Source organism: Nocardioides sp. Soil796, assembly GCF_001429525.1.
Taxonomy (GTDB): domain Bacteria; phylum Actinomycetota; class Actinomycetes; order Propionibacteriales; family Nocardioidaceae; genus Nocardioides.
The window spans coordinates 91,515-118,045 of the sequence record NZ_LMSQ01000012.1 but is presented as its reverse complement, the minus strand read 5'-3'; the positions used below and the strand labels follow the sequence as shown (position 1 = coordinate 118,045).

The 26,531-nt window shown below is 70.0% G+C and carries 27 protein-coding genes; 11 read left to right on the top strand and 16 right to left on the bottom strand.

Features of this window, described 5'->3' with window-relative positions; genetic code table 11:
• Positions 1-9 precede the first annotated feature (9 nt).
• The 3 genes from ASH02_RS04540 to ASH02_RS26350 form a co-directional block, all read right to left on the bottom strand.
• Positions 10-1,020 (bottom strand): magnesium transporter, encoded by a 1,011-nt coding sequence (locus tag ASH02_RS04540; protein WP_057294351.1) that lies wholly within the window; start codon positions 1,018-1,020, stop codon positions 10-12.
• A complete protein-coding gene (locus ASH02_RS04535) occupies positions 1,017-1,427 on the bottom strand; it encodes a pyridoxamine 5'-phosphate oxidase family protein (RefSeq protein WP_162254270.1) in 411 nt (136 codons plus the stop codon). The genes ASH02_RS04540 and ASH02_RS04535 overlap by 4 nt, the downstream gene beginning before the upstream one ends.
• Before the next feature lie 82 nt (positions 1,428-1,509).
• Positions 1,510-2,415, bottom strand: a complete 906-nt coding sequence (locus ASH02_RS26350; RefSeq protein ID WP_057294350.1) for a hypothetical protein — start codon at positions 2,413-2,415, stop codon at positions 1,510-1,512.
• A 132-nt stretch (positions 2,416-2,547) separates the two neighbouring features.
• On the opposite strand from ASH02_RS26350, the gene ASH02_RS04525 reads away from it, so the two are divergent.
• Complete coding sequence (locus tag ASH02_RS04525) at positions 2,548-3,501, top strand: universal stress protein (RefSeq protein ID WP_057294349.1); 954 nt, start codon at positions 2,548-2,550, stop codon at positions 3,499-3,501.
• On the opposite strand, the gene ASH02_RS04520 is transcribed toward ASH02_RS04525, so the two are convergent.
• The gene (locus tag ASH02_RS04520; RefSeq protein WP_056891096.1) at positions 3,426-3,848 is read right to left on the bottom strand and encodes a pyridoxamine 5'-phosphate oxidase family protein; all 423 of its coding nucleotides are present in this window, start codon (positions 3,846-3,848) and stop codon (positions 3,426-3,428) included. The genes ASH02_RS04525 and ASH02_RS04520 overlap by 76 nt on opposite strands.
• 227 nt (positions 3,849-4,075) lie before the next feature.
• On the opposite strand from ASH02_RS04520, the gene ASH02_RS04515 reads away from it, so the two are divergent.
• Positions 4,076-4,942 carry a universal stress protein gene (locus ASH02_RS04515; protein ID WP_082620797.1) on the top strand — a complete coding sequence of 289 codons (867 nt, stop codon included), beginning with the start codon at positions 4,076-4,078 and terminating at the stop codon, positions 4,940-4,942.
• Positions 4,943-4,997: 55 nt separating this feature from the next.
• On the opposite strand, the gene ASH02_RS04510 is transcribed toward ASH02_RS04515, so the two are convergent.
• Complete coding sequence (locus tag ASH02_RS04510; protein WP_057294348.1) at positions 4,998-6,380, bottom strand: MBL fold metallo-hydrolase RNA specificity domain-containing protein; 1,383 nt, start codon at positions 6,378-6,380, stop codon at positions 4,998-5,000.
• Positions 6,381-6,544: 164 nt separating this feature from the next.
• Here ASH02_RS04510 and ASH02_RS04505 point away from each other — a divergent pair, with 164 nt between their 5' ends.
• Together ASH02_RS04505 and ASH02_RS04500 are read left to right on the top strand one after the other, a co-directional pair.
• Complete coding sequence (locus ASH02_RS04505) at positions 6,545-7,510, top strand: ABC transporter ATP-binding protein (RefSeq protein WP_200959070.1); 966 nt, start codon at positions 6,545-6,547, stop codon at positions 7,508-7,510.
• A complete protein-coding gene (locus tag ASH02_RS04500) occupies positions 7,449-8,243 on the top strand; it encodes an ABC transporter permease subunit (protein ID WP_082620796.1) in 795 nt (264 codons plus the stop codon). Before ASH02_RS04505 ends, ASH02_RS04500 begins: the two co-directional genes overlap by 62 nt.
• A 26-nt stretch (positions 8,244-8,269) precedes the next feature.
• Here the strand turns inward: ASH02_RS04500 and ASH02_RS04495 are convergent, their stop codons facing one another.
• Positions 8,270-8,710, bottom strand: a complete 441-nt coding sequence (locus ASH02_RS04495; protein ID WP_057294346.1) for a pyridoxamine 5'-phosphate oxidase family protein — start codon at positions 8,708-8,710, stop codon at positions 8,270-8,272.
• A gap of 180 nt (positions 8,711-8,890) precedes the next feature.
• Here ASH02_RS04495 and ASH02_RS04490 point away from each other — a divergent pair, with 180 nt between their 5' ends.
• From ASH02_RS04490 to ASH02_RS04480, 3 genes are all read left to right on the top strand, one after another.
• Positions 8,891-9,787, top strand: a complete 897-nt coding sequence (locus tag ASH02_RS04490; RefSeq protein ID WP_057294345.1) for a universal stress protein — start codon at positions 8,891-8,893, stop codon at positions 9,785-9,787.
• Positions 9,788-9,938: 151 nt separating this feature from the next.
• Complete coding sequence (locus tag ASH02_RS04485; RefSeq protein WP_082620794.1) at positions 9,939-10,838, top strand: universal stress protein; 900 nt, start codon at positions 9,939-9,941, stop codon at positions 10,836-10,838.
• A gap of 16 nt (positions 10,839-10,854) precedes the next feature.
• Positions 10,855-12,516 (top strand): SulP family inorganic anion transporter, encoded by a 1,662-nt coding sequence (locus tag ASH02_RS04480; RefSeq protein WP_056891089.1) that lies wholly within the window; start codon positions 10,855-10,857, stop codon positions 12,514-12,516.
• 77 nt (positions 12,517-12,593) lie between these two features.
• Here ASH02_RS04480 and ASH02_RS04475 read toward each other — a convergent pair whose 3' ends face one another.
• The 3 genes from ASH02_RS04475 to ASH02_RS04465 all read right to left on the bottom strand — a co-directional run bounded on the left by ASH02_RS04475 (position 12,594) and on the right by ASH02_RS04465 (position 15,192).
• Positions 12,594-13,394, bottom strand: a complete 801-nt coding sequence (locus tag ASH02_RS04475; protein ID WP_057294402.1) for an alpha/beta fold hydrolase — start codon at positions 13,392-13,394, stop codon at positions 12,594-12,596.
• 68 nt (positions 13,395-13,462) lie between these two features.
• Complete coding sequence (locus ASH02_RS04470; protein ID WP_057294343.1) at positions 13,463-14,146, bottom strand: ABC transporter ATP-binding protein; 684 nt, start codon at positions 14,144-14,146, stop codon at positions 13,463-13,465.
• On the bottom strand, positions 14,143-15,192 hold the full coding sequence (locus ASH02_RS04465; RefSeq protein ID WP_235538981.1) for an ABC transporter permease: 1,050 nt from the start codon (positions 15,190-15,192) through the stop codon (positions 14,143-14,145). Before ASH02_RS04465 ends, ASH02_RS04470 begins: the two co-directional genes overlap by 4 nt.
• A 109-nt stretch (positions 15,193-15,301) precedes the next feature.
• On the opposite strand from ASH02_RS04465, the gene ASH02_RS04460 reads away from it, so the two are divergent.
• The 3 genes from ASH02_RS04460 (at position 15,302) to ASH02_RS04450 (ending at position 17,576) form a co-directional block, all read left to right on the top strand.
• The gene (locus ASH02_RS04460; RefSeq protein ID WP_235538980.1) at positions 15,302-16,384 is read left to right on the top strand and encodes a sensor histidine kinase; all 1,083 of its coding nucleotides are present in this window, start codon (positions 15,302-15,304) and stop codon (positions 16,382-16,384) included.
• Positions 16,381-17,001 carry a response regulator transcription factor gene (locus tag ASH02_RS04455; RefSeq protein ID WP_057294341.1) on the top strand — a complete coding sequence of 207 codons (621 nt, stop codon included), beginning with the start codon at positions 16,381-16,383 and terminating at the stop codon, positions 16,999-17,001. Before ASH02_RS04460 ends, ASH02_RS04455 begins: the two co-directional genes overlap by 4 nt.
• A 62-nt stretch (positions 17,002-17,063) precedes the next feature.
• Positions 17,064-17,576 carry a ferritin gene (locus tag ASH02_RS04450; protein WP_057294340.1) on the top strand — a complete coding sequence of 171 codons (513 nt, stop codon included), beginning with the start codon at positions 17,064-17,066 and terminating at the stop codon, positions 17,574-17,576.
• Between the two features lie 60 nt (positions 17,577-17,636).
• On the opposite strand, the gene ASH02_RS04445 is transcribed toward ASH02_RS04450, so the two are convergent.
• From ASH02_RS04445 to ASH02_RS04435, 3 genes are all read right to left on the bottom strand, one after another.
• On the bottom strand, positions 17,637-18,047 hold the full coding sequence (locus ASH02_RS04445; protein ID WP_057294339.1) for a pyridoxamine 5'-phosphate oxidase family protein: 411 nt from the start codon (positions 18,045-18,047) through the stop codon (positions 17,637-17,639).
• A gap of 72 nt (positions 18,048-18,119) precedes the next feature.
• Positions 18,120-18,320 (bottom strand): cold-shock protein, encoded by a 201-nt coding sequence (locus ASH02_RS04440; RefSeq protein ID WP_056678061.1) that lies wholly within the window; start codon positions 18,318-18,320, stop codon positions 18,120-18,122.
• Positions 18,321-18,831: 511 nt separating this feature from the next.
• Positions 18,832-19,452, bottom strand: coding sequence for a M23 family metallopeptidase (locus ASH02_RS04435; RefSeq protein ID WP_200951074.1), 621 nt, complete (start codon positions 19,450-19,452; stop codon positions 18,832-18,834).
• A gap of 328 nt (positions 19,453-19,780) precedes the next feature.
• Between ASH02_RS04435 and ASH02_RS04430 the strand changes: the two genes are divergently transcribed.
• Positions 19,781-20,542, top strand: a complete 762-nt coding sequence (locus ASH02_RS04430; protein WP_082620812.1) for a LysR family substrate-binding domain-containing protein — start codon at positions 19,781-19,783, stop codon at positions 20,540-20,542.
• Between the two features lie 72 nt (positions 20,543-20,614).
• Here ASH02_RS04430 and ASH02_RS04425 read toward each other — a convergent pair whose 3' ends face one another.
• From ASH02_RS04425 to ASH02_RS04410, 4 genes are all read right to left on the bottom strand, one after another.
• Positions 20,615-21,166, bottom strand: a complete 552-nt coding sequence (locus ASH02_RS04425) for a nucleosidase (protein WP_056678050.1) — start codon at positions 21,164-21,166, stop codon at positions 20,615-20,617.
• Positions 21,167-21,200: 34 nt separating this feature from the next.
• Entirely contained in the window at positions 21,201-22,523 is a 1,323-nt protein-coding gene (locus ASH02_RS27370; protein ID WP_327152809.1) for a lytic transglycosylase domain-containing protein, read from the bottom strand.
• Between the two features lie 272 nt (positions 22,524-22,795).
• Positions 22,796-24,694: an ABC transporter ATP-binding protein gene (locus ASH02_RS04415; RefSeq protein ID WP_082563563.1), complete on the bottom strand. Its 1,899-nt coding sequence runs from the start codon at positions 24,692-24,694 to the stop codon at positions 22,796-22,798.
• Complete coding sequence (locus ASH02_RS04410; RefSeq protein WP_056678046.1) at positions 24,691-26,517, bottom strand: ABC transporter ATP-binding protein; 1,827 nt, start codon at positions 26,515-26,517, stop codon at positions 24,691-24,693. The genes ASH02_RS04415 and ASH02_RS04410 overlap by 4 nt, the downstream gene beginning before the upstream one ends.
• Positions 26,518-26,531: the final 14 nt, after the last annotated feature.

Sequence of the window (26,531 nt, the reverse complement as noted above, 5' to 3'; positions counted from 1 at the left end):
GCCGAGGGCTCAGACTCCCCCGACCGAGATGGCCAGGGCGAAGTAGACGGCAAGCGACAGCAGGTCCTGGATCACGGTGGCCAGGGGTCCCGATCCGAAGGCCGGGTCCTTCCCGAACTTCGCGAAGACGTAGGGAAGCCCCAGCGCCACGAGGGTGGCGGTGGCACAGCTGACCACCAACGCGAGGGAGATCGCGAACGCCAGTCGCAGGTCTCCGCCGACCATGAAAGCGAAGGGCAGGAACAGGCCGGCCAGGACGAGCCCGATGAGGAGGCCCGTCGCCAGCTCACTGACCAGGATTGCGCGCAGGGAGACACCTTGGGAGATGCCGCGGATCACCAGGGCCTCCGTCTGGGTGCCGACGGCGTCGGCCAGGTAGACGACCGCCGGGACGAAGAAGGCCAGGACCACACGGGTGGCGAGCGCGTCCTCGAAGGAGGCCGTCAGCACCGTGGAGAACATCGCCCCGAGCAGGCCGAGGACCAGCCACGGGGTGCGGTGCCAGAGCCGACGCACGACGCGCTCCTCGAGTGCCGAGCGCACCTGGGCGGTCCGGGCCAGGGAACCGCCGAAGCGGGCGACGTCCTCCTCGTGCTCGGTCACCAACGCCAGCAGCAACGCCTCCGGCGGGAGCACACCGAGGAAGCGGTGATCCACGTCGACCACCGCGAGCACCCTGGAGCCCCGCCGAGCCACGTCTGCGGCTGCCGCTTCCTCGAAGTCGTCGGGTGCCGCCCGAGGCACGCCCGGATCGACCAGCCCGGCCACTCGATCGCCGGGCGACGCGGCTGACAGCGACTCGACGGGCACCAGCCCGACCAGGTGGTCGCCGTCGAGGACGGCGAGATGTCCGGCGTAGGAGAACCGGCCGGCTGCCAACAGGGCGCGGGCCTCGACCACCAGTGCGTCCGGCCCGACCTCGGGCACTCGTGCCTCGATGCGGCTGGCCACCCTCCGGCGACGCCCGGGACCGTCGCTGGCGCGGGCCACCTTGCCGCTCGGGGCCTCCAGCGTGGTCACGCCGGCAGGAGTCTGCGCCCGGTCACCAGACGAGGCCGGATGCGCACCACGAGGTTCCGCGTTCCGTCCGCCCAGGGAGCCGGCCGATCCTCCGGAATGCTCACGTCGGAGTCGTCGTACTCGGCCGAGCCGCGCACGAGGACGCTCCAACCGGTGCGGTCGGTCTCGTCGAAGTGGTCGACCTGGAAGGCGACGTGGCCGGAGATCATCGTGCGGCCCAGTTCGGTGTGCGGAGAGGTCCGGAACAGGATGTCACCGCCATCGAGCACGTGGTTCACCGGAAGGACCACCGGACCGCCCTCGACCGAGTAGGCAATGCGCCCGACCGGGCAGGATCCCAACAGCTCCAGGCACTCGTCCGGGGACAGCTCCCTGAAGTGGTTCGCGTACCAGCGCTCGTTGGTCATGTCGTCTCCCTCGTCGGAGTGGGGGCCCAGGACGTGCCCGCTCACTTCCGAGTCTTCTCGGCAGGCGACCGTGGCTGCAGGGTCACGAGACATGCCCCGTCGGGACCAAGGACCCGGCGGGCCGGAGGAGCGTGCGGAACGTGTGCCAGGCGAAGGAGCCGAACACCACCGAGGCAGCCCCCAACAGCAGCGTCGTGGGAACCGAGGCATGCGGGTCGTCCCTGAGCAGCATGACGACTGCCATCGCGGTCACCGACGGGGGAACCAGCGCGAACCAGCCGATCACCGCGTAGTGGGCACGCCATCCGCCCGCGGCTCCGGAGACGAGCGCGCATCCGGCGGCGACAGTACAGGGCACCACGATCCCCAGATCGAGCAGGAAGATGGACCAGTAGAAGGTTCGCTCCTCCGCGAACTCGGCTCCGATCCCGGCTCCGGCGAACGAGCCGCCGACGGCGCCGGCGTACCGAAGCGCCACGAAGGTGGCCAGGGCGAACATGACCAGCCCGGCCCGTCGCTGGTCACGACTGTCGCGTCGCGGCACCGGGACGTACGCCGACAGTGCCCACGACCAGACCATCAAACCGGCTGCGAGGACGAAGGTCAGCAGCTGACCCAGCACGACAACCGAGTAGTGGTCGTACTCGGGTCCGAGGATGTACTGCACGAGCATGTAGGCCGCGTAGGCGGACGGGGCGAACCCGAAGAGGGGCGCCGAGCGCGCCCCCATGAGCCCCGCCACTCCCGCGAGCGCTGCCCACGGGACGACGACGACGAGGGTCACGAGCTCGAGTCCGAGGAGCTGGTTCGCCAGCGTGTCGGAGACGGGGTACCTCACGACTCCCAGGACCAGGGGCCCGAGCACGGAGTTGGCGAGCAGGCTGCCGGCCAGGACCAACAGGAGCACCCCATAGGCGCCCGGTGGTGGTGCCTTGGCAGCGGGCCTGCTGGTCTCGCCCGGCATCGATCCGATCCCTGCGCGCTCCATACCGGACACTCTGCGCCCTCCTGATGTCCTCGTGGGAGGGACCTTGTGCTCCATCACACGAGACCTGCTCCCCTGTGAAGCCGGGAGGCGCCGCCGTTGGCTGGAGGGACGCAACGATTGGAAGGACCCACGATGCCCGCTGACGAGGCCACCCAGGTCGGACACGAAGACCCCGCATGGACGGAGCCCGGAAGGGCAGTCGTCGTGGCTGTGGACGGTTCCCGCCAAAACCGGGCCGCCATCGAATGGGCTGCCGACACCGCGGTCGGGAGCGACCGCCCGCTGACCCTGCTGCACGTGCTCGACGGGTCGGAGATTCCACTGCCGTTCCATCGCATGGAGCCTGACGACACCCTGGGACGACGACTCCTCGCAGCTGTGGCGGAGACGGTTCACAGCGCTCACCCCGAGGCCCACGTCCTCGAGGAACTCGGGATCGGCCGACTCGAGGACACCTTGGTCACGCGCTCCGCCGCACAGTCGGCTGTCGTGGTCGGTCGACGTGGTCACGGCACCTTCCTTCGGCTGCTCATCGGCTCCACATCGCTGAAGGTCTGCGGCCGCGCGCGCGTGCCCGTGGTGGTGGTCCCGCAGGACTGGGACAGTCGCGCGCATCGCAGGGAACCTGTCGTCGTCGGAGTCGATCATCGTGACGTGCAGGGGGAAGCGTTGCTCTATGCGTTCCTGGAAGCTCAGCGCCGCGGCGTGACCCTGATCGCGGCGCACGGACGAGAGTTGCCAGCGCGGGACTGGGATCAGGATCCTCCTCCGGAGGTCAGTGCCGTGGAAGCCGCCGAGCAGGCCTCGCCAGAGGCGCTCGCCCGCGCGGTCGCGCCGTTCCGTGACCGGTTCGACGACGTCCACGTCGAATTGCTCCACGGCCACGAACACCCGCTGACCGTCCTGCTCGACCGGACCGGACCTGCGCAGCTGCTCGTACTCGGACGCCATGGCAGCCGCGACCGCAGGGGCAGCTTTCCGTTCGGCTCCGTCGCACAAGCCGCTCTCCACTATGCCGAGGTGCCCGTGGCGGTGGTTCCCCCGACCGCGCGTCCCGTCAAGGAGACCCACGGCAACCTGATGTGAAGATGCCGGCTCCCACCCGCCCAGGGCTCGAGGTCGGCCAAGCCTGCCAAGGCGGACAGCGCATCGGCGTCCGAGAGCATCTCGCCGTGACCTGTGGCCACCACGCTCCAGCCACGCCGCAGGCCAGGGTCGAGATGGTCGACCTCGACGGCCAGGTGCGACGACCAGCCCACCGTGCCCAGCACTGAGTACGGCGCCGTACGGAACACGATGGCGTCGTCCACGACGACGTAGTTCACCGGCACGATGTGGGGACCCGACGGTGTGCACACTGCCACCCGGGCCACCTCCTCGTGCGAGAGCAGTTCGAGGCACTCCTGTGGGGAGAGTTCTCGCGGCATGTCCATGACAGGCTCCTCTCTTCTGGCTGCCCATCGGGCGACGGGTGCCCCTGGCTTCACGCTACGAGCCGGTGCGGGGGTCGGCGAAGGGTCGAAGGTCCCGGTCCCACGCCTGCGTCGAGCAGGGTCGAGCCGGGCTTCCCGCAGGAGGGGCTGCCCACACGGGCACTCAGTCCCTGTCCGAGTGACCTCCGGCCCTTCTGCAGTCGGCCACGCTTCGACAGGGTCAAGACATGCCAGAACGCATCCGTGATCTGCCACGTCGCCGCCCGATCGTTGTCGGAGTCGATGGTTCGAGGAACAACCAGGCGGCCGTCCGGTATGCCGTCGAAGAGGCTTCAGGAACGCGGCGTCCACTCCTTCTGGTGGCAGTGCTCGACGTTCCGGGCGCCCCCTCGCCCGCCCGGGATCCGGAGCCTGCCTGGACCCTGCTCACTCACGTCGCGCGAAAGGCCACGAGGCAGCACCCCGAGCTCAGGGTGCGCAGCACCCTCGAGTTCGGCAACGTGCCCTCCCGCCTGCTCGACCGGACAAGGCGTGCGGACCGTCTGGTGGTCGGGCGACGCGGGCTCGGAACCTTCGGTCGTCCGATTCTGGGCTCGACCTCCACCGACGTCGCAGCCCGCTCGGACCGACCGGTCGTGATCGTTCCCGCGGCCTGGCGCCACGCGGACCACGGGCGCCAAACAGTCGTGGTGGGCGTCGATCCGGCGCGCCACGACGACACGGCTCTCAGGTTCGCCTTCGCGGAGGCAGCGCGACGGGGGGCCTCCCTCGTGGCAGTGCACGCGATCGACGCCGAGACCCGCTTGGTCTGGGATCCCCTGCAGGCCGCTCCCGCCCACCGAAGCACGCTGACGATCGGTGCGAGGCGCCTGGAAGACGTGGTGGCCCCTCTTCAATCCGCCTTCGCCTCGGTGCCGGTCACACTCTGCGACGAACGGGTCGACCCCGCAACAGCCCTGCTGCGTCGTGCGCGGGCTGCCCAGCTGCTGGTGCTGGGCAGAGAAGACCGAGAACATTTTGCGCCGGGTCTCGGCTCCACCTCGCGCCAGGTGCTCCACTACGCCGAGGTCCCGGTCGCGGTGGTACCGGGCTGACACCACCGACGCTTCTCACCGCACCGCCGCGCGACCCAGGTACCGGTCCGCGCCGTCAGTCGACGAGCACCCTCTCCTCATGGCCGGGCACGACGGCAGTCCAGGAGAGCTCTTCACGCAGGCGCTCCGCAAGTGCCTGGGCCGAGTGCGGTTCCCCGTGGACCACGAAGGTCGTCCGCGGCGACGGGGAGGGACGCAGCCACTCGATCATCTGGGAGGCGTCCGCGTGCGCGGAGAAGCCCCGGACATTGACGACCTCTGCACGCACGGGGACGTAACGACCGTGGATCTTGACGGCGCGCGCTCCGTCGGCGAGGAATCGCCCGCGGGTCCCTGCGACCTGGTACCCGGTGAGGATCACGCTGTTCCGCTCCATCGGCAACTGGTGCTCGAGGTGGTGAAGCACGCGGCCGCCGGTCGCCATACCCGACGCCGAGACGAGAATGCACGGATGCCGTGGGTCGTTCAGCCGCCTTGACTCGTCGGGGTCCGAGACCAGCCGAAGCTTGCCCGGGTCGAACGGATCCGAGTCGCTCGCGATCTCGTCGCGGAAGTCGGTGTCGGTGGCTCGCAAGGCCGCCTGGTAGACCTGCAGAGCACTCAGCGCCATCGGGCTGTCGACGTACACCGGCACGTCCTGAACCTGGCCGGATCTCACGAGCCGCTGGATCTCGTGCAGGACCATCGGAGTCCGGTCGACTGCGAAGGCAGGCAGCAGTGCGACGCCACCGCGTCGCAAAGTTCGCTCCAACGCCCCGGCCAGCTCCTCGCTGCCGTGGCCGTGGTGTTCCCGGTTGCCGTACGTCGACTCGACGACGAAGTGATCGGCCCGTCCGGGGTGTTCCGGTGCACGCAGCAACGGATGATCCGTCCGGCCGAGATCACCGCTGAACACAAGTCGGGTCGTGCCTCGGGAGATCGCCACGAACGACGATCCCAGGATGTGGCCGGCGCGGAACAGCTCGGCGGTGAACTCCCCACCCAGCGGAATCTCCTCATGTCGGGCAACCGGGCGCAGGAGTGCGATCGCCCGCTCCGCGTCAGCACTGTCGAAGAGGGGTCGCGGGCGTTCGTGCTTCGAAAGGCCCGTCGACCGCGCCCACCGTGCCTCCTCCTCCTGGAGGTGGGCAGCATCGCGCAGCACGATCGCCGCCAGGCGCGCGGTGTCCGACGTGCAGGTCACGTGGCCGGCAAAGCCTTCGCGGGCCAGGACCGGAAGGTACCCGGAGTGGTCCAGGTGGGCGTGAGTCAGCACCACGGCGTCGAGTGTCGACGGATCCAGCGGCGGCGGCTCCCAGTTGCGCCGCCGCCAAGCGGACTCACCCTGGAAGAGGCCGGCGTCGACCAGGATCCGGCGGCCGTCGTGCTCCAACAGGAACTTGCTCCCGGTGACCGTGCCGGCCGCGCCCAGGAAGGTCAACGTCATGGGGTTGCTCATGACCCAACGCTCATCGCGAGCCCGGGCCACCGACAGTGGCGTTGGTCGTCAACTGCTCGGGACCTTCAGCCCTGTCTGGGGCCGGGAGACTCGTCGACGCGGGCCCTTGGACCCTCCCGGCACCCGGAGCGAGACTCCTAGCGTGTAGCCGGAGAGGAGTCACTGTGGACGAGTCCCTTGCCGTCGCGACGACCGGCCTGACCAAGGCGTTCGGGAAGCGGCGCGCCCTGCAGGACCTTGACCTTGAGGTGCCGCGCGGCGTCGTGTTCGGTTACCTGGGACCCAACGGGGCCGGCAAGACCACCACCCTCAAGCTTCTGGCCGGGCTCTACCGACCCACCTCGGGTCGGGCCCGCATCTTCGGCCGCGACGTCACCTCCGACCGCGACCGCGTCCAACGGATGATCGGCTACCTTCCCGGGGACTTCACCGGGTACGCCGACCAGACCGGCCGGCAGTTTCTCCACCTGATCGCTTCACTGCGAGGCGGCGTGGATCCGGCCATGGTCAGGCGGCTGGCCGAACGGTTCGACGTCGACCTGGGGCGGAGGCTCGGGACGCTCTCCCACGGCAACAGGCAGAAGATCGGCATCATCCAGGCCTTCATGAACCAGCCGCCGCTGCTCGTCCTCGACGAACCGACGCAAGGGCTCGACCCCCTGATGCAGCGCGAGTTCCTGGCGCTCCTGGGTGAGGTCCGCGGGCGAGGGCAGACAGTGCTGCTCTCCTCCCACGTCCTCTCCGAGGTGGAGGCCGTGGCAGACCGGATAGCGATCCTGAAGAGCGGACGACTACTGACCACACTGCCGATGGACGAGCTCCACGCCGGCGCGCGCCGCAGCATCGACCTCACCTTCGAACATGACGTCCCCGAGGCTGAGCTCCGCCACGCCAGTGGCGTGCGCGACGTCCACGTCCGCGACCGGACCGCTCACCTGACCGTGACCGGGTCGACCGCCGACCTCGTGCGGGTCGCCGCACCGTACGGCGTCGCGCGGATCACGACCCACGACACGGACCTGGCAGACACCTTCCTCGGCTTCTACGAGAACGGATCGGAGGACCCTGATGCGCAACGTCTTTCAGAAGGCCCTGTGGGATCAGCGCCGCAGCCTTCCCTTCTGGGCTAGCGGAGTCGCGTTGGTCGTCCTGCTCGAGGCCGCACTCTGGCCCTCCATGGCCAACATGACCACCCTCGACGACTACCTCAGGGATCTCCCACCGGCCCTGCGGGAAGTCTTCTCACTCGACCAGATGGCGACCGGTGCCGGCTTCCTCAACGCCGAACTGTTCACGCTGGTCCTGCCGATGATCTTCCTGGTGTTCGCGATCACGCGCGGGGCACGCATGCTTGCCGGCGAGGAAGAGGCAGGCACACTCGACCTACTGCTCGTCACTCCGCTGTCGGCCACACGACTCCTCGTGCAGGAGGCCGCCGCCCTCACCCTCAGCATTGCCGTCCTCGGCACCGCGGTCTGGGGCGCGACGGTGATCGGCGGCCGATTCTTCGGCCTCGGCATCTCGCTGGCGGCAGCGACCGTGGGCGCCATCGCCCTGGTGTTGCTGGGCTTCGAGTTCGGGATGCTCGCCCTGGTGACTGGTGCCCTCACCGGGCGTCGTGGATTGGCGGTCGGCGTGCCCGCCGCCCTGGTCCTGGCCGCGTATCTACTGTTCGTCGCCGGCGCCCTCGTGAATGAGTTCACGGACTGGCGAAGGCTCTCTCCGTTCGACCAGGCGCTGCACGCCGGGCCGCTGGCAGCTCAACTGCCCGCGTCATTCGTGTGGCTGGTCGTGCCCCCGATGCTCGCTCTTGTCACCGCGTTGCCGTTCTGGTCGCGTCGTGACATCGGCATCGGCCGCTGACTCGGGCGACCGCCGGTCACCAGGCCTCATACGGTGCGTCGTACGGGCATCTCCTCGGTCGAGGACCAGGGTCCTCCGAGCTGGCGGCCGGACAGCTCAGTCCAGGCGAGGCGGATGTGGAGCGGACGCTCGCCCCCGGCCCAGGGCCGCGGTTCCCAGTCCCGGCGGATGACGGCCAGGGTGTCCGGGTCCTCGACACACTCACCGGTGCCGACCGCCACCACGCTCCAGCCACGGTGCCGCTCGTAGTCGAGGTGATCGACCTCGAAGGCGAGGAGCTCCGGCCAGCGGCGCTGACCAAGGACCGAGTCGGGATCCGTCCGGAAGACGACGGCGCCGCGCACGACGGCGTAGTTCACCGGCACGATGCGCGGGCCGTCGGGGGTGCAGATCGCCACCCGCCCGACCACTCCCGCAGAGAGCAGGTCCAGGCACTTCTCCGTGGGCAGTTCGCGGGGCACATTCACTGGGTCGCTCCTCCTGCAACGGCCGCGGCACGTCACCGCGACCTGGCGTCCCCACGTTAGGAGCGGGCTGTCGCTCCATGCAGGGGCGAAGGTCCCGCGAGTCGGGACGGCTGGCCCTCCCGGCGCGGTTCGGTCGACGCCATCGTGAAGGGAGGAACCGCAGGCAGCGAGGAGCCCACCATGGACAACCGTTCCACTGGAGTGGCGCGCGCACGGCATGGCTCCGCAACGCGTCCGCTCCTGGTCGGGGTCGGCGCCGACGGCCGTTCGGCCTCAGCCGTCGTCTGGGCTGCCCAGGAAGCGGAACGGACCGGGCAGCTGGTGCGCCTCGTGACCGCCGTGGAGTCGAGCGCGGACGAGGCCTCGGAGCAGACCGGCCACGACCTGTCCGTGCTCGCCAGACGGCTCGCCCTGGGACAGGTGCAGACACGCCGACTGGTCGGCCCCGTCGCTCCCACCCTCCTGGCGGCCGCCCCCGGCAATGGGCTGGTGGTGATCGGCCACCGTGGCATGGGACGTACGGCGCGGGCGATGACCCGCGGCACGTCGGCCCTGGTGGCCACACACTCCCCCGTGCCGGTGGTGGTGGTCCCTGAGGCATGGATCCAACCTCGGTTCGCGGCGGCACCGATCGTGCTCGGACTCTCGCCCGACGCTGGCGAGGGCCAGGAACCCGAGGCGCCGGCCCTCGCGTTCGCGTTCGCCCGCGCGGACGACCTCCGGGCACCGTTGACCATCGTCTGCGCCTGGCAGGTTCCTCCGGTGCTGGCGTACGACGCCGAGGCGATCGCCCTCTACGAAGAGTCGGTCCGGACGTCCCTCGCGACCCGGTTGGAACCATGGCTCGAACAGTTCCCGGAGGTGGTGGCGACCCTGTCCTGCAGCGCCGCCACGCCGGTGGTCGCCCTGCTCCAGTCCGCTCGCCAGGCCCAGCTGACCGTCGTCGGGCGGACCCGGTCCAAGGGCCTGGGCCGTCATCGACTCGGCTCGACCGTACGAGGGCTTCTGCAGCGCACGGAGAGTCCTGTCGCCGTCGTGCCGTGGCTCCGCCCCGTCTCGTCGCCCACTCTCGGCTGATCCGGGCCCGGACTCCGTCCGGGGCTTTGTGCCCACCGACACACGACGATCGTCCCTGCCGGCGCGCAGGGCCTGCGCGGTTCGCTGGAGGCAATCGGACTCCAGGAGGAATCATCATGTTGCGCACCCACCCCGTCATCAGAGCACTGCGATGACCGCCCCGGCATGGCAGAGCCGCCCCGTGGCGTGGACCGACCCGACCCGCGCGATCGTCGTCGGCGTCGACGCGTCACCGAGCAACGCCGCCGCCGTCGACTACGCCGCGCATGACGCCACCGCCACGGGGCGTGACCTGGTCCTGGTCGTCGCCGTCGACGACTCGGTCATCCCCGTGCCCCATCACGACGTTCGCTTCGACACCTCGCACGAGTGGCAGCTCCTGCACGAGACGGAACGTCGGCTGCGCGCCGACCACCCCGACCTGACAGTTCACCACGAGGTCAGGTTCGGTGGGGCCGCCCACTGCCTGCTCGACCGCTCCGTCGAACAGGCCCGCCTGGTCGTCGGCAAACGCGGGCTCGGGACGTTCAGCCGGATGCTGGCCGGGTCGACCTCCATCGCGGTGGCCGGCCGGTCACGGGTGCCGGTGTTCGTCGTCCCGCCGGCCTGGGAGCAGGCTGCTCACGAGCACGACAAGGTCCTCGTGGGGATCGACCCCGACGAGGAGTCGGAGACCGCCTTGCGCTTCGCGTTCACCGAGGCCGCGCGACGCGGCGTCCGGCTGGAGGTCCTGCACTCGGTGGACATCGAGCCGATCCTCGTGTGGGACCCCCAGCTCGGCGGGCCGACGTACCGGGAATGGCAGGAACGGGGTGCCGGGTCCGTGGAGCGCACCGTCAAGCCGCTCCGCGACGAGTTCCCCGACGTCGAGGTGGAGCTCACCCACAAGGTTGGCCATCCGGGCACCGCGCTGCTCGACGCGGCGGCTCGGGCACAGCTCCTGGTGCTGGGCCGACGCCGCAACGGCAGGTTCGGTCTGGAGCTGGGCTCGGTGGCCCGAGGGGTGCTGCACCACTCGGAGACGCCTGTCGTCGTGGTCCCTTCCCACTGATCCGCGGGAACTCGTGATGGCGGGGAAACCGGTCTCCCTGCTGACCGGGTACCACCGATCGTGGTTCCGGGGCGACCTGCTGGCCGGCGTCACCGTCACCGCCTATCTCATTCCGCAGGTGATGGCCTACGCAGAGCTGGCCGGACTACCTGCCGTGACAGGCCTCTGGGCTGCCGCAGGAGCCCTCCTCGGCTATGCGTTCGTCGGGTCGTCGCGGGTGCTGTCGGTCGGACCGGAGTCGACCACGGCACTGATGACGGCCGCGGTCCTCGGCGCCAGCCCCGCCGCCTCGGCGAATCCGGCCGCATTCGCGGCGGCGCTGGCGCTGATGGTCGCGCTGATCTGCCTGCTGGGGTGGTTCGTGGGCTTCAGCGCCTTCGCCGACCTCCTCTCGCGCCCCGTCCTGGTCGGCTACATGACCGGAATCGCCGTGGTCATGGTGGTCTCTCAGCTGGACAGGCTCACCGGCACGACCGCGTCCGGGGACTCGACCGGGGCCGACCTCGTCAGCCTGGTCGAGAACATCGACGGCGTGCATGCTCCGACGCTCGCACTGGGCCTGGCCACGCTGGCCGTGCTGCTGCTCGGGTCGTGGGCGTTTCCCAGGGCGCCCGTTGCCCTGATCGGGATGCTCGGCGCTGCCGGCGTGTCGGTGCTGCTGGACCTCCCTGGTGCCGGCGTCGAGGTCATCGGGACGATCCCCACGGGCCTGCCGATGCCCGCCGTACCGGCCGTGGGCCTCGGCGACGTGGCAGGCCTCGTGCTGCCCGCACTGGGCGTGGCACTGGTCGGCTACACGGACAACGTGTTGACCGCGCGATCGTTCGCGGACCGCCGCCAGGAGGCCATAGACCCGCGCAGGGAGCTGCTCGGTCTCGGCCTGGCCAACATCGGGTCCGGACTGATGCACGGCTTCCCGGTCAGCAGCAGCGGCAGCCGTACGGCGATCGCGGACGCGGTCGGTGCCAGGTCGCAGGTGACGAGCCTGGTCACCCTGGCCGCCACCGTGGCCGCCATCTTCACCATGGGCCCCGTGCTCGCCGCCTTTCCTTCGGCGGCCCTGGGGGCCGTCGTCGTCTACGCGGCGGTGCGGCTGATTGAGATAGCCGAGCTGCGTCGCTTCGCCGCGTTCCGGCGAAGCGAGCTGCTCCTGTGCGTCGCCACGATCGCGGCGGTGCTCGTGCTCGGCGTGCTCCAGGGTGTGCTGATCGCGATCGTGCTCTCCGTGCTCGACCTCCTCCGTCGCGTGGCCCGGCCCCATGACGCAGTCGAGGGCACGGTTCCGGGCGTGGCGGGCATGCACGACATCGATGACTACCCGCTCGCGCAGCAGGTTCCGGGCCTGGTGGTCTATCGGTACGACTCCCCGCTCTTCTTCGCCAACGCCGGGGACTTCCTGCGACGGGCGGTCAGGGCCGTGGACGGAGCCCAGCAGCCGGTGCGCTGGCTGGTGCTGAACACGGAAGCCATGGTCGAGGTGGACATCACCGCTGCCGACGCGCTCGAGACGCTGCGCCGCCAGATGACCGAACGCGGGGTGACCCTGGCCCTGGCCCGGGTGAAGCAGGACCTGCGGGATGAGTTGAAGCCCACCGGGCTGTTGGACCGGATCGGGGCCGACCGCATCTTCCCGACCCTTCCGATGGCGGTGTCGGCGTACGAGTCCAGCCAGCGGTGACTGCTCGGGTCCTGTCGACACGCTCGAAGCGCGGAGCCAGCGGAAAAGTCACCTGCGCGACAGCCTGCCCGCCTCGTTCACCTCTGGGGATGGGCCAGGCAGAACTCGCGCACGGCTCGGTTCACCAGCCCGGGCCGCTCGAGGTTGCACATGTGCCCGGCGCCCGGGATCACCACGAGCTGCGTGTCCGCGATCGCCGTCTCGAACTGACGGGCCACGCTCAGGGGCGAGCGCACGTCCTCCTCGCCCCAGAGCAGCAGGGTGGGGACGGCGACCCGAGGAAGCAGGTCGCTCAGGTCGGCCGCGGCCATGATGGCGAGCTGGTGCCTGAGTGAGGCCGGCCGGACGTCGGCGGAAATGGCCGCGAGCAGCGGCAGGAACTCCGCCGGTGGGTCGCCGGCGAAGAGCCCCGGAAGGGTGGGGCTGAAGTCCTCCGCAGGTGCAGCCAGCATCCGGCGGGCACCGTCCACCCGAGCCCGGACCTCGTCGGCGGGAAGGGACCCCGACCACCCGGCGTACGTGTCGTTCATGATCAGCGTGGCGACGAGAGCCGGATGACGGCGGTAGAGCTCAAGGACCACCGTGCCGCCCCACGAGAGACCGGCGACGTGCGCGGGCCCCAGGGCCAGCGAGTCGATCAGTCCCGCGAGGCAGTCGGCGTAGTCCGTGAGGCCGAAGTCCCTGGGCATGTCACCGGACCGACCGGCGCCGGGCTCGTCCCAGGCCACGACCGTGAAGTCGTCGGAGAGAACCTCGAGCTGTGGTTCCCAGATGCGGCCGTCCTCCGCCGCGCCGTGGACGAGGACGAGGAGCGGCCCGTCACCGACCCGGTGGTAGGCGACCTCGATCCCGTTCACCTGCGCGAAATCCACCGTCATGCGCCCCACCACCTCCTCGTTCACGGGCCCCCATCTGCACCTTAGTCTTCGGGGGCGATACGGCCGCCTCAGACGGGGGCAGACTCCCGCAGGCGGCCGTCGACGCACTCGACGACGCGGTCGTCGTCGCCCAGGTGCCCGGTGTCGTGGGTGACCAGCACGGTCCCGACGTTGCGGTCGACGGTCATCCGCCGGATCAGGGCCATCACCTCGGCACCGCGTGCGTGGTCCAGCGCGGACGTCGGCTCATCGACCAGCAGCAGTGCCGGCGAACCCATCAGCGCCCGGGCGATGTTCACCCGCTGGCGTTGCCCGCCCGAGAGCTGCGCCGGCAAACGGTCCGACTGCTCGAGCAGCCCCACATCGGCGAGGAGGTCACGCGCCTCCCCCGTCGCCGTACGGCGTGAGCGACCAGCCAGTGACGCGGTGACGGTGAGCTGTTCGAGGGCGGTCAGCGAGTCGATCAGGTTGGGTTGCTGGAAGACCAGACCGACCCGGTCGCGGCGCAGCTGCGTGCGCTGGCCTGCCGAGAGGGTGCCGGTGTCGACTCCGTCGACGACCACCCGGCCCGTGTCGGGGGTGATCAGGGTGGCCGCCACCGCGAGCAGTGACGACTTCCCGGACCCAGAGGGCCCGACCAGCGCGGTCAGGGCGCCGCGCGGCACGACCAGCGAGGCGTGGTCGACGGCGGTCAGCCGGGAGGCACCGTCGGGGTAGGTGAGGGTGACGTCGGTCAGTTCAAGGGCGTTCATCGGGCACTCCCCAGTGCGGTCAGCGGGTCGACGGAGGTGATGCGGCGTACGGCGAGGGCGGCGCCGGCGAGGCCGAGCAGGACCAGGGCCAGCAACGGCAGTCCGATCGTGGCCGCGTCGAGCACGAACGGCACGGCGCGGACGGCGAGCGCCCCGACGCCGACGACGATCACGGCACCGAGTCCGACTCCCAGTCCCAGCAGCAGTGCAGCCTGACCGAGGGCATCGCGGATCAGGTGGCCGGTCGAGGCACCGAGCGCCTTCAGGACGGCGATGTCGCGCTGGCGTTGCACGGTCCACACCGTGAAGAACGAGCCCACCACGAGTGCGGAGATGGCGAACAGGAACCCGCGGATCAGCTGCAGCGAGCCGTTCTCCGACGAGTACGCGCCGATCCCCGCGAGCGAGTCGTCGAGGGACACCTTGGTGAAACCGGTCGGCGCCGAGGTGGAATCGGTGGCGAAGACGGTCGCGGAATCCGTCGCGCCGGTCACCGACTGCCAGTCGACGAGGTCGAGCCACACCACGGGCACGTGCGAGTAGGACGCGTCACCACGCACGGCGGTGACCGTGAACTCCTGTGTGCCGACCAAGAGCTCGTCGCCCTCGTGCAGGTCGAGGTGTTCGGCGACCTGGTCGGTCAGGACCACCCTTCCGGGACCGACCCCGTCGGCGTCGGGCGCGATCGGGCTGCCGGGCCGCACCCCCATGACCGTCACCGGCTCGGCCTTGGCCGCGGTCGCCGCACGCGAGGTGGCCACACCCAGGGGCTCGCCCTCGATGCTGCCGTCGGTCGGGACCCGCGACGCTGAGAAGTCGGCCGTGGCTCCGGAGAAGACCAGACGCTCCGTACGGAGTCCGGTGATCGCCGAGGTGCTCTCGTCGGCCAGCCCGCGGGTGAGCCCGCTCAGCAGTCCGACGAGCACGGCGATCAGGGTGACCACACCCGCCATCAACAGGAACCGGCCCTTTGCATGCACCAGGTCGCGCCATCCGACGTACAACGTCTGCCTCCTCGACTTCGCGGTCGTCACGGTGACGGCCACGTCTTCGAGTCTGGTCGTGAGCCGGCGCGGGGAGATCGCCCGTGAGGAGGCTCCCGGCTCCAACTTTCGGTTGATGGGTGGCGGCTCCCCGACTGCCTATGCTGGCCCGGTGACCTCCCCGATCAGCCGCGCACTCCCCTTGGTGCGACTGGTCACCCATCTGCTCGTGGTGGCGCTACTGCTGGTCACCGCGGTGTCGGCTCTCGGCGACGGTCCCGACACGGCCGTCCTCGTGGTCACCGCGCTGCTTGCGGCCGTGTACGTCGCCGGACTCGGCCCGTGGATCACCCGACGGCCGGCGCTGGTCCCGCTCTGGGGCGCCCTGCTCTCCCTGGTGTGGATCGGCCTCGTCGTGCTGACCCCGATGGGCGTCTGGCTGGCCTTTCCCTTGTTCTTCCTGGCCCTCAACGTGCTGCCCGCCCGCGTGGCGGTACCCGTGGTCGGTGCCCTGACCGTGGTCGCGGTCGTCGGCTTCGCGCACCACAGCGACGCGTGGGAGATCGGCGGCGTGCTCGGTCCCGTGATCGGCGCCGGAGTGGCGATCGCCGTCGTCCTCGGACTCCGGGTCGCCAGTCAGGAGAGCGAACGACGCGGGAAGCTCGAGGAACGGGAACGCTTCTCCCGCGAGATACACGACACGCTCGCCCAGGGCCTCGGCAGCATCCACCTGCTCCTCGGTGCGGCCGAGCGTCACCTCGACGCACACCCGGGCCCGGCCAGGGACCTGGTCGTCCAGGCGCGCGAGGTGGCCGGCGCGAACCTGGCCGAAGCTCGTCGCCTGGTGCGGGCCCAGGGGCCGGCAGACCTCGCGGAGCGGTCCCTGCCCGAGGCGCTGGCCCGGCTGGCGGACGGCGTCGACTCCCCCACCACCACGTTCCGCGTGGACGGCACACCCTTCGCCCTGCCCGGCGCCCACGACGTGGCGCTGCTGCGGGTCGCCCAGGAGGCCGTCGCCAACGCCGTCCGACACGCCGGTGCCCGACGGGTCACCGTCACACTGTCCTACCAGGACGACGAGGTCGCCCTCGACGTCGTCGACGACGGCAACGGGGCCGCCACGGACAACGGTGGCTACGGGCTCACCTCCATGCGAGCCCGGGTCGCCGAGCTCGGCGGTACCTTCGACCTCGAGTCGACACCCGGCCACGGCACCGCCGTCGCGGCCCGGCTCCGCCTGGAGGTGCACCCATGATCCGGGTCCTGCTTGCCGACGACCATCCCGTGGTGCGTGCAGGGCTGGCCGCCGTACTCGCGCTGCAGGCGGACGTCGAGGTGGTCTACCAGGTCGACACCGCCCAGGGGGCCGTGGCGTTCTGCGCCACCACGCCGGTCGACGTGGTGCTGATGGACCTGCGGTTCGGTGATCGCGTCGACGGGATCGATGCCACCCGCAGCCTGCGGGCGCTTCCCGAGCCTCCCCAGGTGCTGGTGCTCACGACGTACGACGTCGAGACCGACGTGCTGGCTGCCGTGGAGGCCGGCGCGGTGGGCTACCTGCTCAAGGACGCCGACCCGGCGGACCTCGCGGCCGGCATCCGGGCGGCGGCGCGCGGTGAGACCTCATTGGCTCCCTCGATCGCGCAACGACTGGTACGCCGCACGCTGCGTCCGGACACGTCCCTCTCTCCCAGGGAGCTGGAGGTGCTGGGGCTGGTTGCCGACGGGCTCTCCAACCAGCAGATCGGCGAGCGGCTGTTCCTCAGCCAGGCCACGATCAAGTCCCACCTGGTGCACGTGTTCGGCAAGCTCGGCGTCGACTCGCGCACGGCGGCCGTGGCCTGTGCGCGGGCGTCCGGGTTGATCCGCTGACGAGGTGAAGGTGAGCCAATCCTTCGATGCACAAGGCATTCCGGCCGCCTAGGCTTGGGGCCATGAAGCTCAACGAGAACCTCGAGTCCGCATTCAATGACCAGATCACCCTGGAGTTCGAGGCATCGCTGGTCTACCGCCAGCTGGCCATCGAGCTCGAGCTGAAGGACCTGCCCGGCATGGCCGCATGGCTCCGCCACCAGGCCGACGAGGAGATCGTCCACGCCAACAAGTTCATCGACCACCTCGCCGACCGGGGCAACCACCCGAAGATCGGCGGCCTCAGCGCCCCGACCGTGAAGGGGTCCTCCGTGCTGGAGGTGTTCGAGGCGGCCTACGCCCACGAGCAGCGCGTGTCCGAGAGCATTCGCGAGCTCTACCGGGCAGCGGAGAAGGAGGGCGACCTCGACTCCCGCCCGCTGCTCAACTTCTTCCTCGAGGAGCAGGTCGAGGAAGAGGCCACGGTCAGCGAGATCGTCGGTCGCGTCGAGCTGATCAACGAGGACGGCCCCGGCCTGCTCCGTCTCGACGAGGAGCTCGGCGCCCGGCCGACCAGGTCGACCGAGGCCAAGTGACGCATCGCTCCGCCTGAGCAACGGCGCCGCACCCCACTGGGGTTGCGGTGCCGTTCTCGTTCAGTGCTCTTCGGGGGCCCTGCCCAGCACCCGGGACAGTGTGATGCGCAACGCGACCCGCTGTGGGTTCGCCCGCGGCACCTTGTAGCGGACCGCGTAGCGCTCCTCGGCCTCGCGCACGGACTCAGGGTCGTCGAGGACCCGGCCGACACCTTCGAGTGACGCCCAGTGCCGGCCGTCGATCTGGCACACCGCGACGGGCGCGCCCTCGTCGTACGCCGCGATGTTGCGGGCCTTGACCGACGTGCGACTGGTGATGCCCCACGCGAACGCCCGGTCCGCGTCGAGCACGATCCCCATCGGGGTGACGTGCAACGTGCCGTCGGGGCGAGGGGTGCTCACCGTGCAGAGGTGGCGGGCCCGCCAGAAGGCAAGGTAGGCCGGGTCGTCGAGCAGGTCGAGTCGGGACATGACGTCATTCTCCCCGAAATACGAAGAACCCCCGCAGCCCGAAGGCTGCGGGGGTTCTTGCGAGTGAGGGTCTCAGAGACCGCGCACGTTGGTCGCCTGGGGGCCCTTGGGACCCTGGGCAACCTCGAACTCGACCTTCTGGTTCTCTTCGAGGTTCTTGAAGCCGGTGCCCTGGATCTCCGAGTAGTGCACGAAGACGTCGGGGCCTTCAGCCTGCTCGATGAAGCCGAAGCCCTTTTCGCCGTTGAACCACTTGACGGTTCCCTGTGTCATGTTGCTGCTCCCTTCTGGAGCGTAAAGCGGGGCCCTGCATGATGCGAAAGTCCCAATAAACTGATGATGCGTTCTGCCCGGGGCGGATCGTTGTCCGCAACACACGGTCATTGACGCTGATTCGGTCGGGCACCGACAGAACAACGCGGCCCGACGACGACAACGGTACGGGCAACGGAAGCGAATAGCGAATTTCGGCACGACATCGGCATGGCGTGTTCCGCATCACCCGAGGTGTAGAACCCGTCGAAGGTGGGCACACGTGTTCCATCGGCGAGCCCACGGGGGAGCTCACCGCACCGACAGGAGGAACACCATGCTCGTCTGGACGACCATCATCGGCGGCATCGCCCTGCTCCACGTGATCGGCGTGTTGCTGCCGGCGGAGGAAGAGCCGCAGCCCCAGCCGATCCGCGTGCGCGACTGAGCCCCGGACTCGCCGAAGGGCTCGCTCAATGACACAACGAAGGCCCCGCCGATCGGCGGGGCCTTCGTCATTGCCTTGGCCGGATCAGGGGTGCAGGCCGTGCTCGGTGAGCGCGGTGAACGGGTCGACCGGCACGTCCGGGCTGGGCCGAACCTCGAGGTGCAGGTGCGGGCCGGTGACATTGCCGGTGGCACCGATGTAGCCCAGCAGGTCCCCGGCTGCCAGCTCCTGCCCGACCGTGGACGTGATCGAGTTCTGGTGGCAGTACCAGAGCTGTGTGCCGTCGGCGAGCTCGACGACCGTCTTGTTGCCATAGGCACCGTCCCAGCCCGACTCGATCACGACGCCGTCGGTGACCGAGTGGATCGGAGTTCCGTCCGGCGCGGCGAAGTCAAGGCCGGTGTGGGTGCTGGACCACAGCGAACTGGTGGCGCCGAAGGTGCCGGTGAGGTGGTAGCCCGAGACGGGCAGCACCCAGGCCGGCGGAAGCGGTTCGAGGGTGACCGGCTTGGCGACGGACTTCGGCTTCGCGTCCGCGGAGACGGGGACGGGGGCCTGCGCGGCCACCTGCTTCCCGGCGGGGGCCTGGGCCGTGGCCGAGGCGGGGTGGGCCTGGCTCGGGGCGGCCAGCGAGGTGCTGACCAGGAGGACGCCGAAGGCGGCGCTGCGGGCGAGGGTACGGCGGAACTGTGAACGTGTAGGCATGCTCTTGTGGGTCACTCGCCGATCGCTGACCGCTGCGACTGCTTGCGCTGGACCTGCCCGGTGATCCGATATCGGTGACATGGACGGAGTCGGGATGGGCAGTGGTCGGCGTCCCGGTTCCGGCCCCGCTTGCGGCGTGCTAACAATTGCAAGCGGCGGCCCATCCAGTGGGCCATGTGGGCTTCGCTGGTTCAAATCAGGACATTCCGCCCGGTAACGCCGGTCACAGGAATTTTCCGGGCCCACGCCTGAGCGGCCCGGAAATGGCGAGGGAGATCACAACGCCCCGAAACCCGCCGGATCGCCGCGTCCTCGCTAGCCTGTGCAGGTGACTGAGCCGCTACGGATCGCGTTCGTGCCCGGCGTGAGCCCCGACAAGTGGTCGCGCATCTGGCGCGAGCGCTTCCCGAGACTCCCGCTCGAGCTGGCCCTGGTGGAGGAGGCCGAGCAGCGTCTCGTGCTCGACGAGGGCCGCGCTGACATGGTCTTCGTCAGGCTCCCTCTCGACCAGGACGGCCTGCACCTGATTCCGCTCTACGAGGAGCAGCCGGTGGTGGTCGTGGCCAAGGACCACCCGGCCGCGGCGTACGACGAGGTGCCGCTGGCCGACCTCGCGGACGAGCAGCTGGTGGCTGGAGAGGTGCCGGGCTGGGCCGAGCTGGCGACCGCCACTCCCCTGGACTTCCCCGAGATGACGTGGAAGGACGCGTTCGAGGTGGTGGGCTCCGGCACGGGCATGGTCATCGTGCCGATGTCGGTGGCCCGGCTCCACCACCGCAAGGACGTGGTGCACCGGCCCGTGGTCGGCGTACCCCCGACGCGAGTGGGGCTGGCCTGGCCGCTCGGCGTGGACGACCCGCGGCTCGAGGAGTTCATCGGTGTCGTCCGCGGCCGCCGGGCCAACAGCTCGCGCAGCGAGACCGGCCTGCGGCCCGCCACGGGCAAGGCGGGCGAGAAGAAGCCGGCCCGGAAGGCGCCGGCCAAGCCGGTTGGCGGCAGGTCCGCCGCCGGAGCGGCGAAGAAGACCGGCGCACGCAAGGCGTCCGGGGACAAGCGCCGCACTCCCCCGGCCCGCAAGCGCCGACGTTGACCGTCGCACTTGTGCGCCCCTGTTGACGCCTTGTGCCCTGCCAGCAGGGTGCACGGCGTCATGGACGGAGCGTTACTCGGGCAGCGACTCGTGGAGCCAGGCACCGAGGACCTTGGCACTGTGGTCCACCAGGGACGGCCAGTCGACGGCGCCCTCGTCGGCGTTGTCCGAGACGTGCTTGACCACCCGCACCGGCACGCCGAACTGGCGGGCGGCCCAGACGACGGCGTAGCCCTCCATGTCGACCAGGTGTGCCCGCTCGGCAAGGCGTGACCGCACGAGAGGGTCGGTGACGAACGTGTCTCCGGTGGCCAGCACGACGGGTCCTTCACCCACGCGCAGCTCCTCCTGCGGGTCGTAGCCGAGTTCCCGGATCGCGTCGGCGTTGATGTCGTGGTTGAGGACGACACCCGGCTCGTGCAGTCCGGTCAGTCCGTCGCGCAGGGCCCCGGCCGTGCCGATGTTGATGACCTGCAGTCCGTCGGTGTCTTCGAACGCGGCCAGGGCGCGGGCCGCTGCGACGCCTGCGGCGGTCTTGCCCATGCCGGTGATCACGACAGGCAGCCCGTCGGGGACGTACGCCGCCTCCGCGGCAGTCGCGGCGACGATCAGGTAGGAGCTCACGCCCGAAGGCTACGAGTGGGTCCAGCCGGGAAGGTCAGGGGGTCGTCGTGGGAGCCGGCTCGAGCGCGAGCACGCAGGGGTCGGCCGGGTCGAGCGGCTGCCCGGTTGCCGCGTCGATCGGCTGCCCGGTCGCCGGGTCGAGGATGCAGGCCGGCGCGGCCGGCTCGACCGGGTCGGTGGGCGGCGTCGTCTCCGGGGGGTCCGTGGGCGTGGGTTCACTCGGTGTCCCCGGGTCGGTCGGCTCCGACGGCTCGGTGGTGCCAGGGTCGGTGGTGCCCGGGTCGGTGGTGCCCGGGTCGGTGGTGCCCGGGTCGGTGGTGCCCGGGTCAGTGGTGCCCGGGTCGGTCGGCTCCGACGGCTCGGTGGTGCCCGGGTCGGTCGGCGCTGTCGGGTGGACGGGTGCGGTGGCGGTGCCGGGCGAGACGGGCGTGGGGTTGAGCTTCCCGGGCTCGGCGGCTGCCTCGTCCTTGGTCGCCCTCTTGTGGTCCGCGACCTTGCTGGCCCGGTGGTCGGTGGCCACGCGTGAGGCGAAGGGACCCATCGCGACCGGTCCGACGAGGTTCGTGTTCATCGCGGCGGAGACCGTCATCGTGGCGGGCACCGCCGAGAGGTCGCCGTCGACGTACTTCTGCATGAGGCCCAGCACCAGGGCGACGTACGCCTGGGAGTGGTTGTAGCGGAACACGGCGGAGCGCCGGCCGGCGTCGGTGCCGAGGTCATCGCTGCCGGAGCAGAGGTAGACCGCTGCGGCGAGGGCCGCGTCGTCGATGTCCTGCGGGTTGCGCTCACCGTCGCCGTCGGCGTCGACCCCCACGACCGACCACGTGGCCGGGATGAACTGCATCGGTCCGACGGCGCGGTCGTGCCGGGTGTCTCCGTCGAGCTGGCCAGCGTCGGTGTCGGTGATCCGGGCGGTACGGCGACCGTCGAGGGCGACGCCGATGATCGAGGGAGTGGCCAGCCCGTTGGCGTCGAGGGTGCTGCCGCCGTAGGTGCCGTGCGCGGACTCGACCCGGCCGATCGCGGCGAGGAGCTGCCAGTCCATGTGGCAGGTGGTGTCGGAGGCGTTGATCACCGAGGCCGCGCGCTGGTAGGCGCTGAGTGCGGGAGACGGAAGAGCGGTTCCGGTCGTCGAGGCGATCAGACTGACCCGTCCGTCGGTGCCGGCGTTGGCCGCGGGCGTCACGCTGGCCGGAGCCTCGAGTGCGACCTCGGGCGCCGGGGGCGCTGCCTGGGCACGACTCGTACCGGTGTCGGCGCTGGCCGCGCCGGAGTCGGACGGGGCGTGCAGAGATCCGGTCACTCCGGTCAGGAGGGCCACCCCGAGCACCGCAGCGGGCATTGCGCGCGTGGACATCCGGACCAGTCCTGAGCGTGAACCGTTCATGGCAGAGTCGTCTCGTTAGTGTCGTGGCCCCCGTACACCTCAGACGAGGTCGCCGCTGACCCCGATCCTTGCACCGATTTCCGTTTTGAAAACGGGATCCGCAAGGAATTTGGCGCAGATTTGGTATGTAGGTGACAAGAAATCACCAGAACGGCCGCCGCAGGTTACTCTGCAGCGCTCACCGACGGGTCGACAGCCGCCTGTGCAGCCCGTTGAGGACATCCCCCGGCTGGAGCCCGATCTCAGGCCAGGGACTCGAGCCAGGCGTCGTGCAGGTCGGAGAAACGACCGTCGCCGCTGGCGATCAGGTCGTCGGGAGAACCGTCCTCGACCACGTCCCCGTGCTCCATCACCAGCACCCGGTCGGCGATCTCCACGGTGGAGAGGCGGTGGGCGATGATCAGCGCCGTGCGGTTCCTGAGGATCGTCTTGAGGGCCCGCTGTACCAGTCGCTCCGACGGGACGTCGAGCGACGAGGTCGCCTCGTCGAGGATCAGCACGGCCGGGTTGGCCAGGAAGGCACGCGCGAAGGCGACCAGCTGCCTCTGCCCCGCCGACAGCCGACCGCCCCGGTTGGCGACGTCGGTCTCGTATCCCTGCGGCAGTGCCACGATGAAGTCGTGGGCACCGATGGCCGTCGTCGCGGCCACGACCTCGTCCATCGTCGCGTCGGGCTTGCCGAACCGGATGTTGTCGGCGACGGTGCCGCTGAACAGGTAGTTCTCCTGGGTCACCATGACCACACACCGGCGCAGCGTCTCGTCGTCGAGCTCGCGCACGTCGATGCCGTCGAGGCGGACCGCACCGGAGACCGGGTCGTAGAACCGCGAGACGAGCTTGGCCAGTGTGGTCTTGCCGGCACCGGTGGTGCCGACCAGGGCCACCGTCTGGCCGGCCGGAACCTGCAGGTCGAGGCCGGGGAGCACTGCCACGCCCTCGACGTACTCGAACCTCACCGCGTCGAAGGTGAGCTCGCCCCGGGCATCGTCGAGCGGCACTGGTCGGGCCGGCTCGGCGACGGAAGGTTCTTCCTCGAGCACCCCGGAGAGCTTCTCGAGGGCGGCCGAGGCCGACTGGAAGGTGTTGTAGAACTGCGAGATCTCCTGCATGGGCTCGAAGAACTGGCGCAGGTAGAGCAGGAACGCCGCCAGGACACCCACAGTGACCTCGCCGTGGAACGCGAGGTAGGCGCCGTAGAGCAGGGTGACCCCGATGGTCAGGTTGCCGATCAGCTTGATGCCCGGCATGAACCACGCCACCAGCCGGAAGGCGCGAAGGTTCGCCCGGCGGTACTGGTGGTTGATGTCGTCGAAGATCTCCTGGTTGCGGTCTTCGCGCCGGAACGCCTGGACCGCCCGGATGCCACCCATCGACTCGACGAAGTGGACGATGACCAGGGCGACCTTCTCGCGGGTGACCCGGTAGGTCTTGGCCGACTCCTTGCGGAACCAGTTGGTCAGCAGCATCAGGAACGGGAAGCACAACAGCGCGACCAGGCCGAGCTTCACGTCGAGCACGAGGAGCAGCACCGAGGTTCCGACGAGTGTCAGCAGCGCGGTCACGAGCCCGTCGAAGCCGGTCTCGAGCATTTCGTAGATCGCGTCGACGTCGGAGGTCTGTCGCGAGATGACGCGCCCCGACGTGTAGTCGTCGTGGAAGGCCGGACTGAGCTTCTGGAAGTGCCGGAAGACCCTGCGGCGCAGCTCGAAGAGCATGTCCTGTCCGATGCGGCCGGAGATCACCAGGAAGATCTGGCGGGTGATCGCCTGCGTGATCGTCGCGAGGAGCACGATGCCGACGATCAGGTAGAGCGTGCCGGTCTCACCGCTCTCACGGATCGGCGGGATGCCACGGTCGATGCCCTCCTTGACGAGGTAGGGGATGGAGAGGCGCGCGGCGTTCTCGACGATGACGATGCCGACCACGATCCACAGCCAGGTGCGGTGCGGGCGCAGCAGGTCGCCCAGCAACCGTCGCGAGCGGTCACGCAGTCTGATGCTGACAGCGTCGGTGATCTCGTCGGACCGGCCGTCGCCGGCGACTCCACGCCAGTCCTGCTGGCTGGCCCGCTCGAAGGGCTCCTCCTCGTTGCCCGGGTCTCGTGGGTCCGGCGTCGAGGTGTGGACCGGAGTGCTGGTCACGCGGGTGCCTCCTCGAGGGCATCGCTGTCGGACACGTCTGCCGCCAGCAGCTGGCGGTAGGCGGGCACGGTCGCCATCAGCTCACTGTGCTGGCCGACGTGGGTGATGGTGCCGCCCTGGAGCAGCGCGACCTTGTCGGCGAGCATCACCGTGGACGCACGGTGTGCCACCACGATGCCGGTGGCGTCGGCGAGCACGCGCTGCAACGCCTCTTCGACCAGCTTCTCGGTGTGTACGTCGAGGGCCGACAGCGTGTCGTCGAGCACCAGGATGCGTGGCTGGGCGAGGACGGCACGGGCCAGGGCCAGACGTTGCCTCTGACCGCCGGACAGCGACATCCCCTGCTCGCCGATGCGGGTGTCGAGACCCCACGGAAGGTCGTGCACGAACCCCGCCTGGGCGACCTCGACGGCCTCGGCGATCTCGTCGTCGGTGGCGTCGGCTCGACCGAGCGTGAGGTTCTCGCGCGCACTCATCGAGAACAGGGTCGGTTCCTCGAACGCGGTGGCGACGATGGTGCGCAGCGAGGGCAGGGTCAGGTCGCGCACGTCGACGCCGTCGACGGTGATCCGCCCCGCGGTGACGTCGTGGAGCCGGGGCACGAGGGCGGTCATCGTGGTCTTGCCGGAGCCGGTGGCACCGACGACGGCCACGGTCTCCCCCGGCGCGATGTCGAGGTTGACGTCGCGCAGCACGAGCTCGTCGTCGTGCTGGTCGGGGAACCGGAAGTCGACGTGCTCGAAGCGAAGGTGGCCTCGGGGCCGTTCGAGGGTCTCGGTGCCGGACACGATGGCGGGCTCGGCGTCGAAGATCTCGAGCACGCGGGCCGAAGCGGTCATCGCCTCCTGCGCCATGGCGAGGATGACGCCCAGTGAGGCGATCGGCCAGACCAGCGACAGCATCAGCACGATGAACGCGACGAGGGTGCCCGGGCTCAGGTCGCCACGGCCCACGCCGAGCGCGCCGAGCAGCAGCACCAGCGTGACCGCCAGGTTGGGGATCACCTCGAGGAAGGTCCAGAAACGGGCGGAGAGGCGCACCTTGTCCATGGAGGTGGCGTGGAGCGTGCGGGCGGCGTCGTCGTACTGCTCGGAGACGTGGCGCGAGCGTCCGAACGACTTGATCACCCGGATGCCGACGGCGCCCTCCTCGGCCAGGGTGGCCAGGTCGCCCTGCTCGTCCTGCACCCGCCGGGAGACGACGACATAGCGCTTCTCGAACCGCATCGAGAGATAGATGATCGGGAGGGCTGCCGCGGCCACCACCAGGCCGAGCGGCAGGTACATGTGGAGCAGCACCCCGGTCACCACGATGAGCTGGGTGACGTTGATCAGCAGGAAGAGGAGCCCGAATCCGCTGAACCGCCGGATGCTGGAGAGGTCGGTGGTGACGCGTGAGAGCAGCTGCCCGGACTGCCAACGGCTGTGGAAGGCCATCGGCAGTCGCTGGAGGTGCTCGTAGAGGTCGTGACGGATGTCGGTCTCGACGCCGAGCACGGCGTTGGACTGGATCCAGCGCCGCCAGAAGATCAGCATCGCTTCCAGGACGCCGAGTGCGAGTGCCAGCAGGCCGAGGGGCAGCACGGGATCGATCTCGCCGTCCGCGATCGGGCCGTCGATGAGGGCCTTGGTCACCAGGGGGATCGCGATGCTCAGGCCCACCCCGCCGAGCGAGGTGCCGAGCATGACCGCGAGTGCGGGGACGTGCCGCCGGAGATAGCCGCGCAGCCGCCACAGGGAATGGACGCCGGCGGGCGGATGCGACGACGGCTGGGTGTGCTCGTGGTGCGATTCGGGGGACGTGGCAGGGGCGGTGGATGACATCGGGCGCTGGCGGT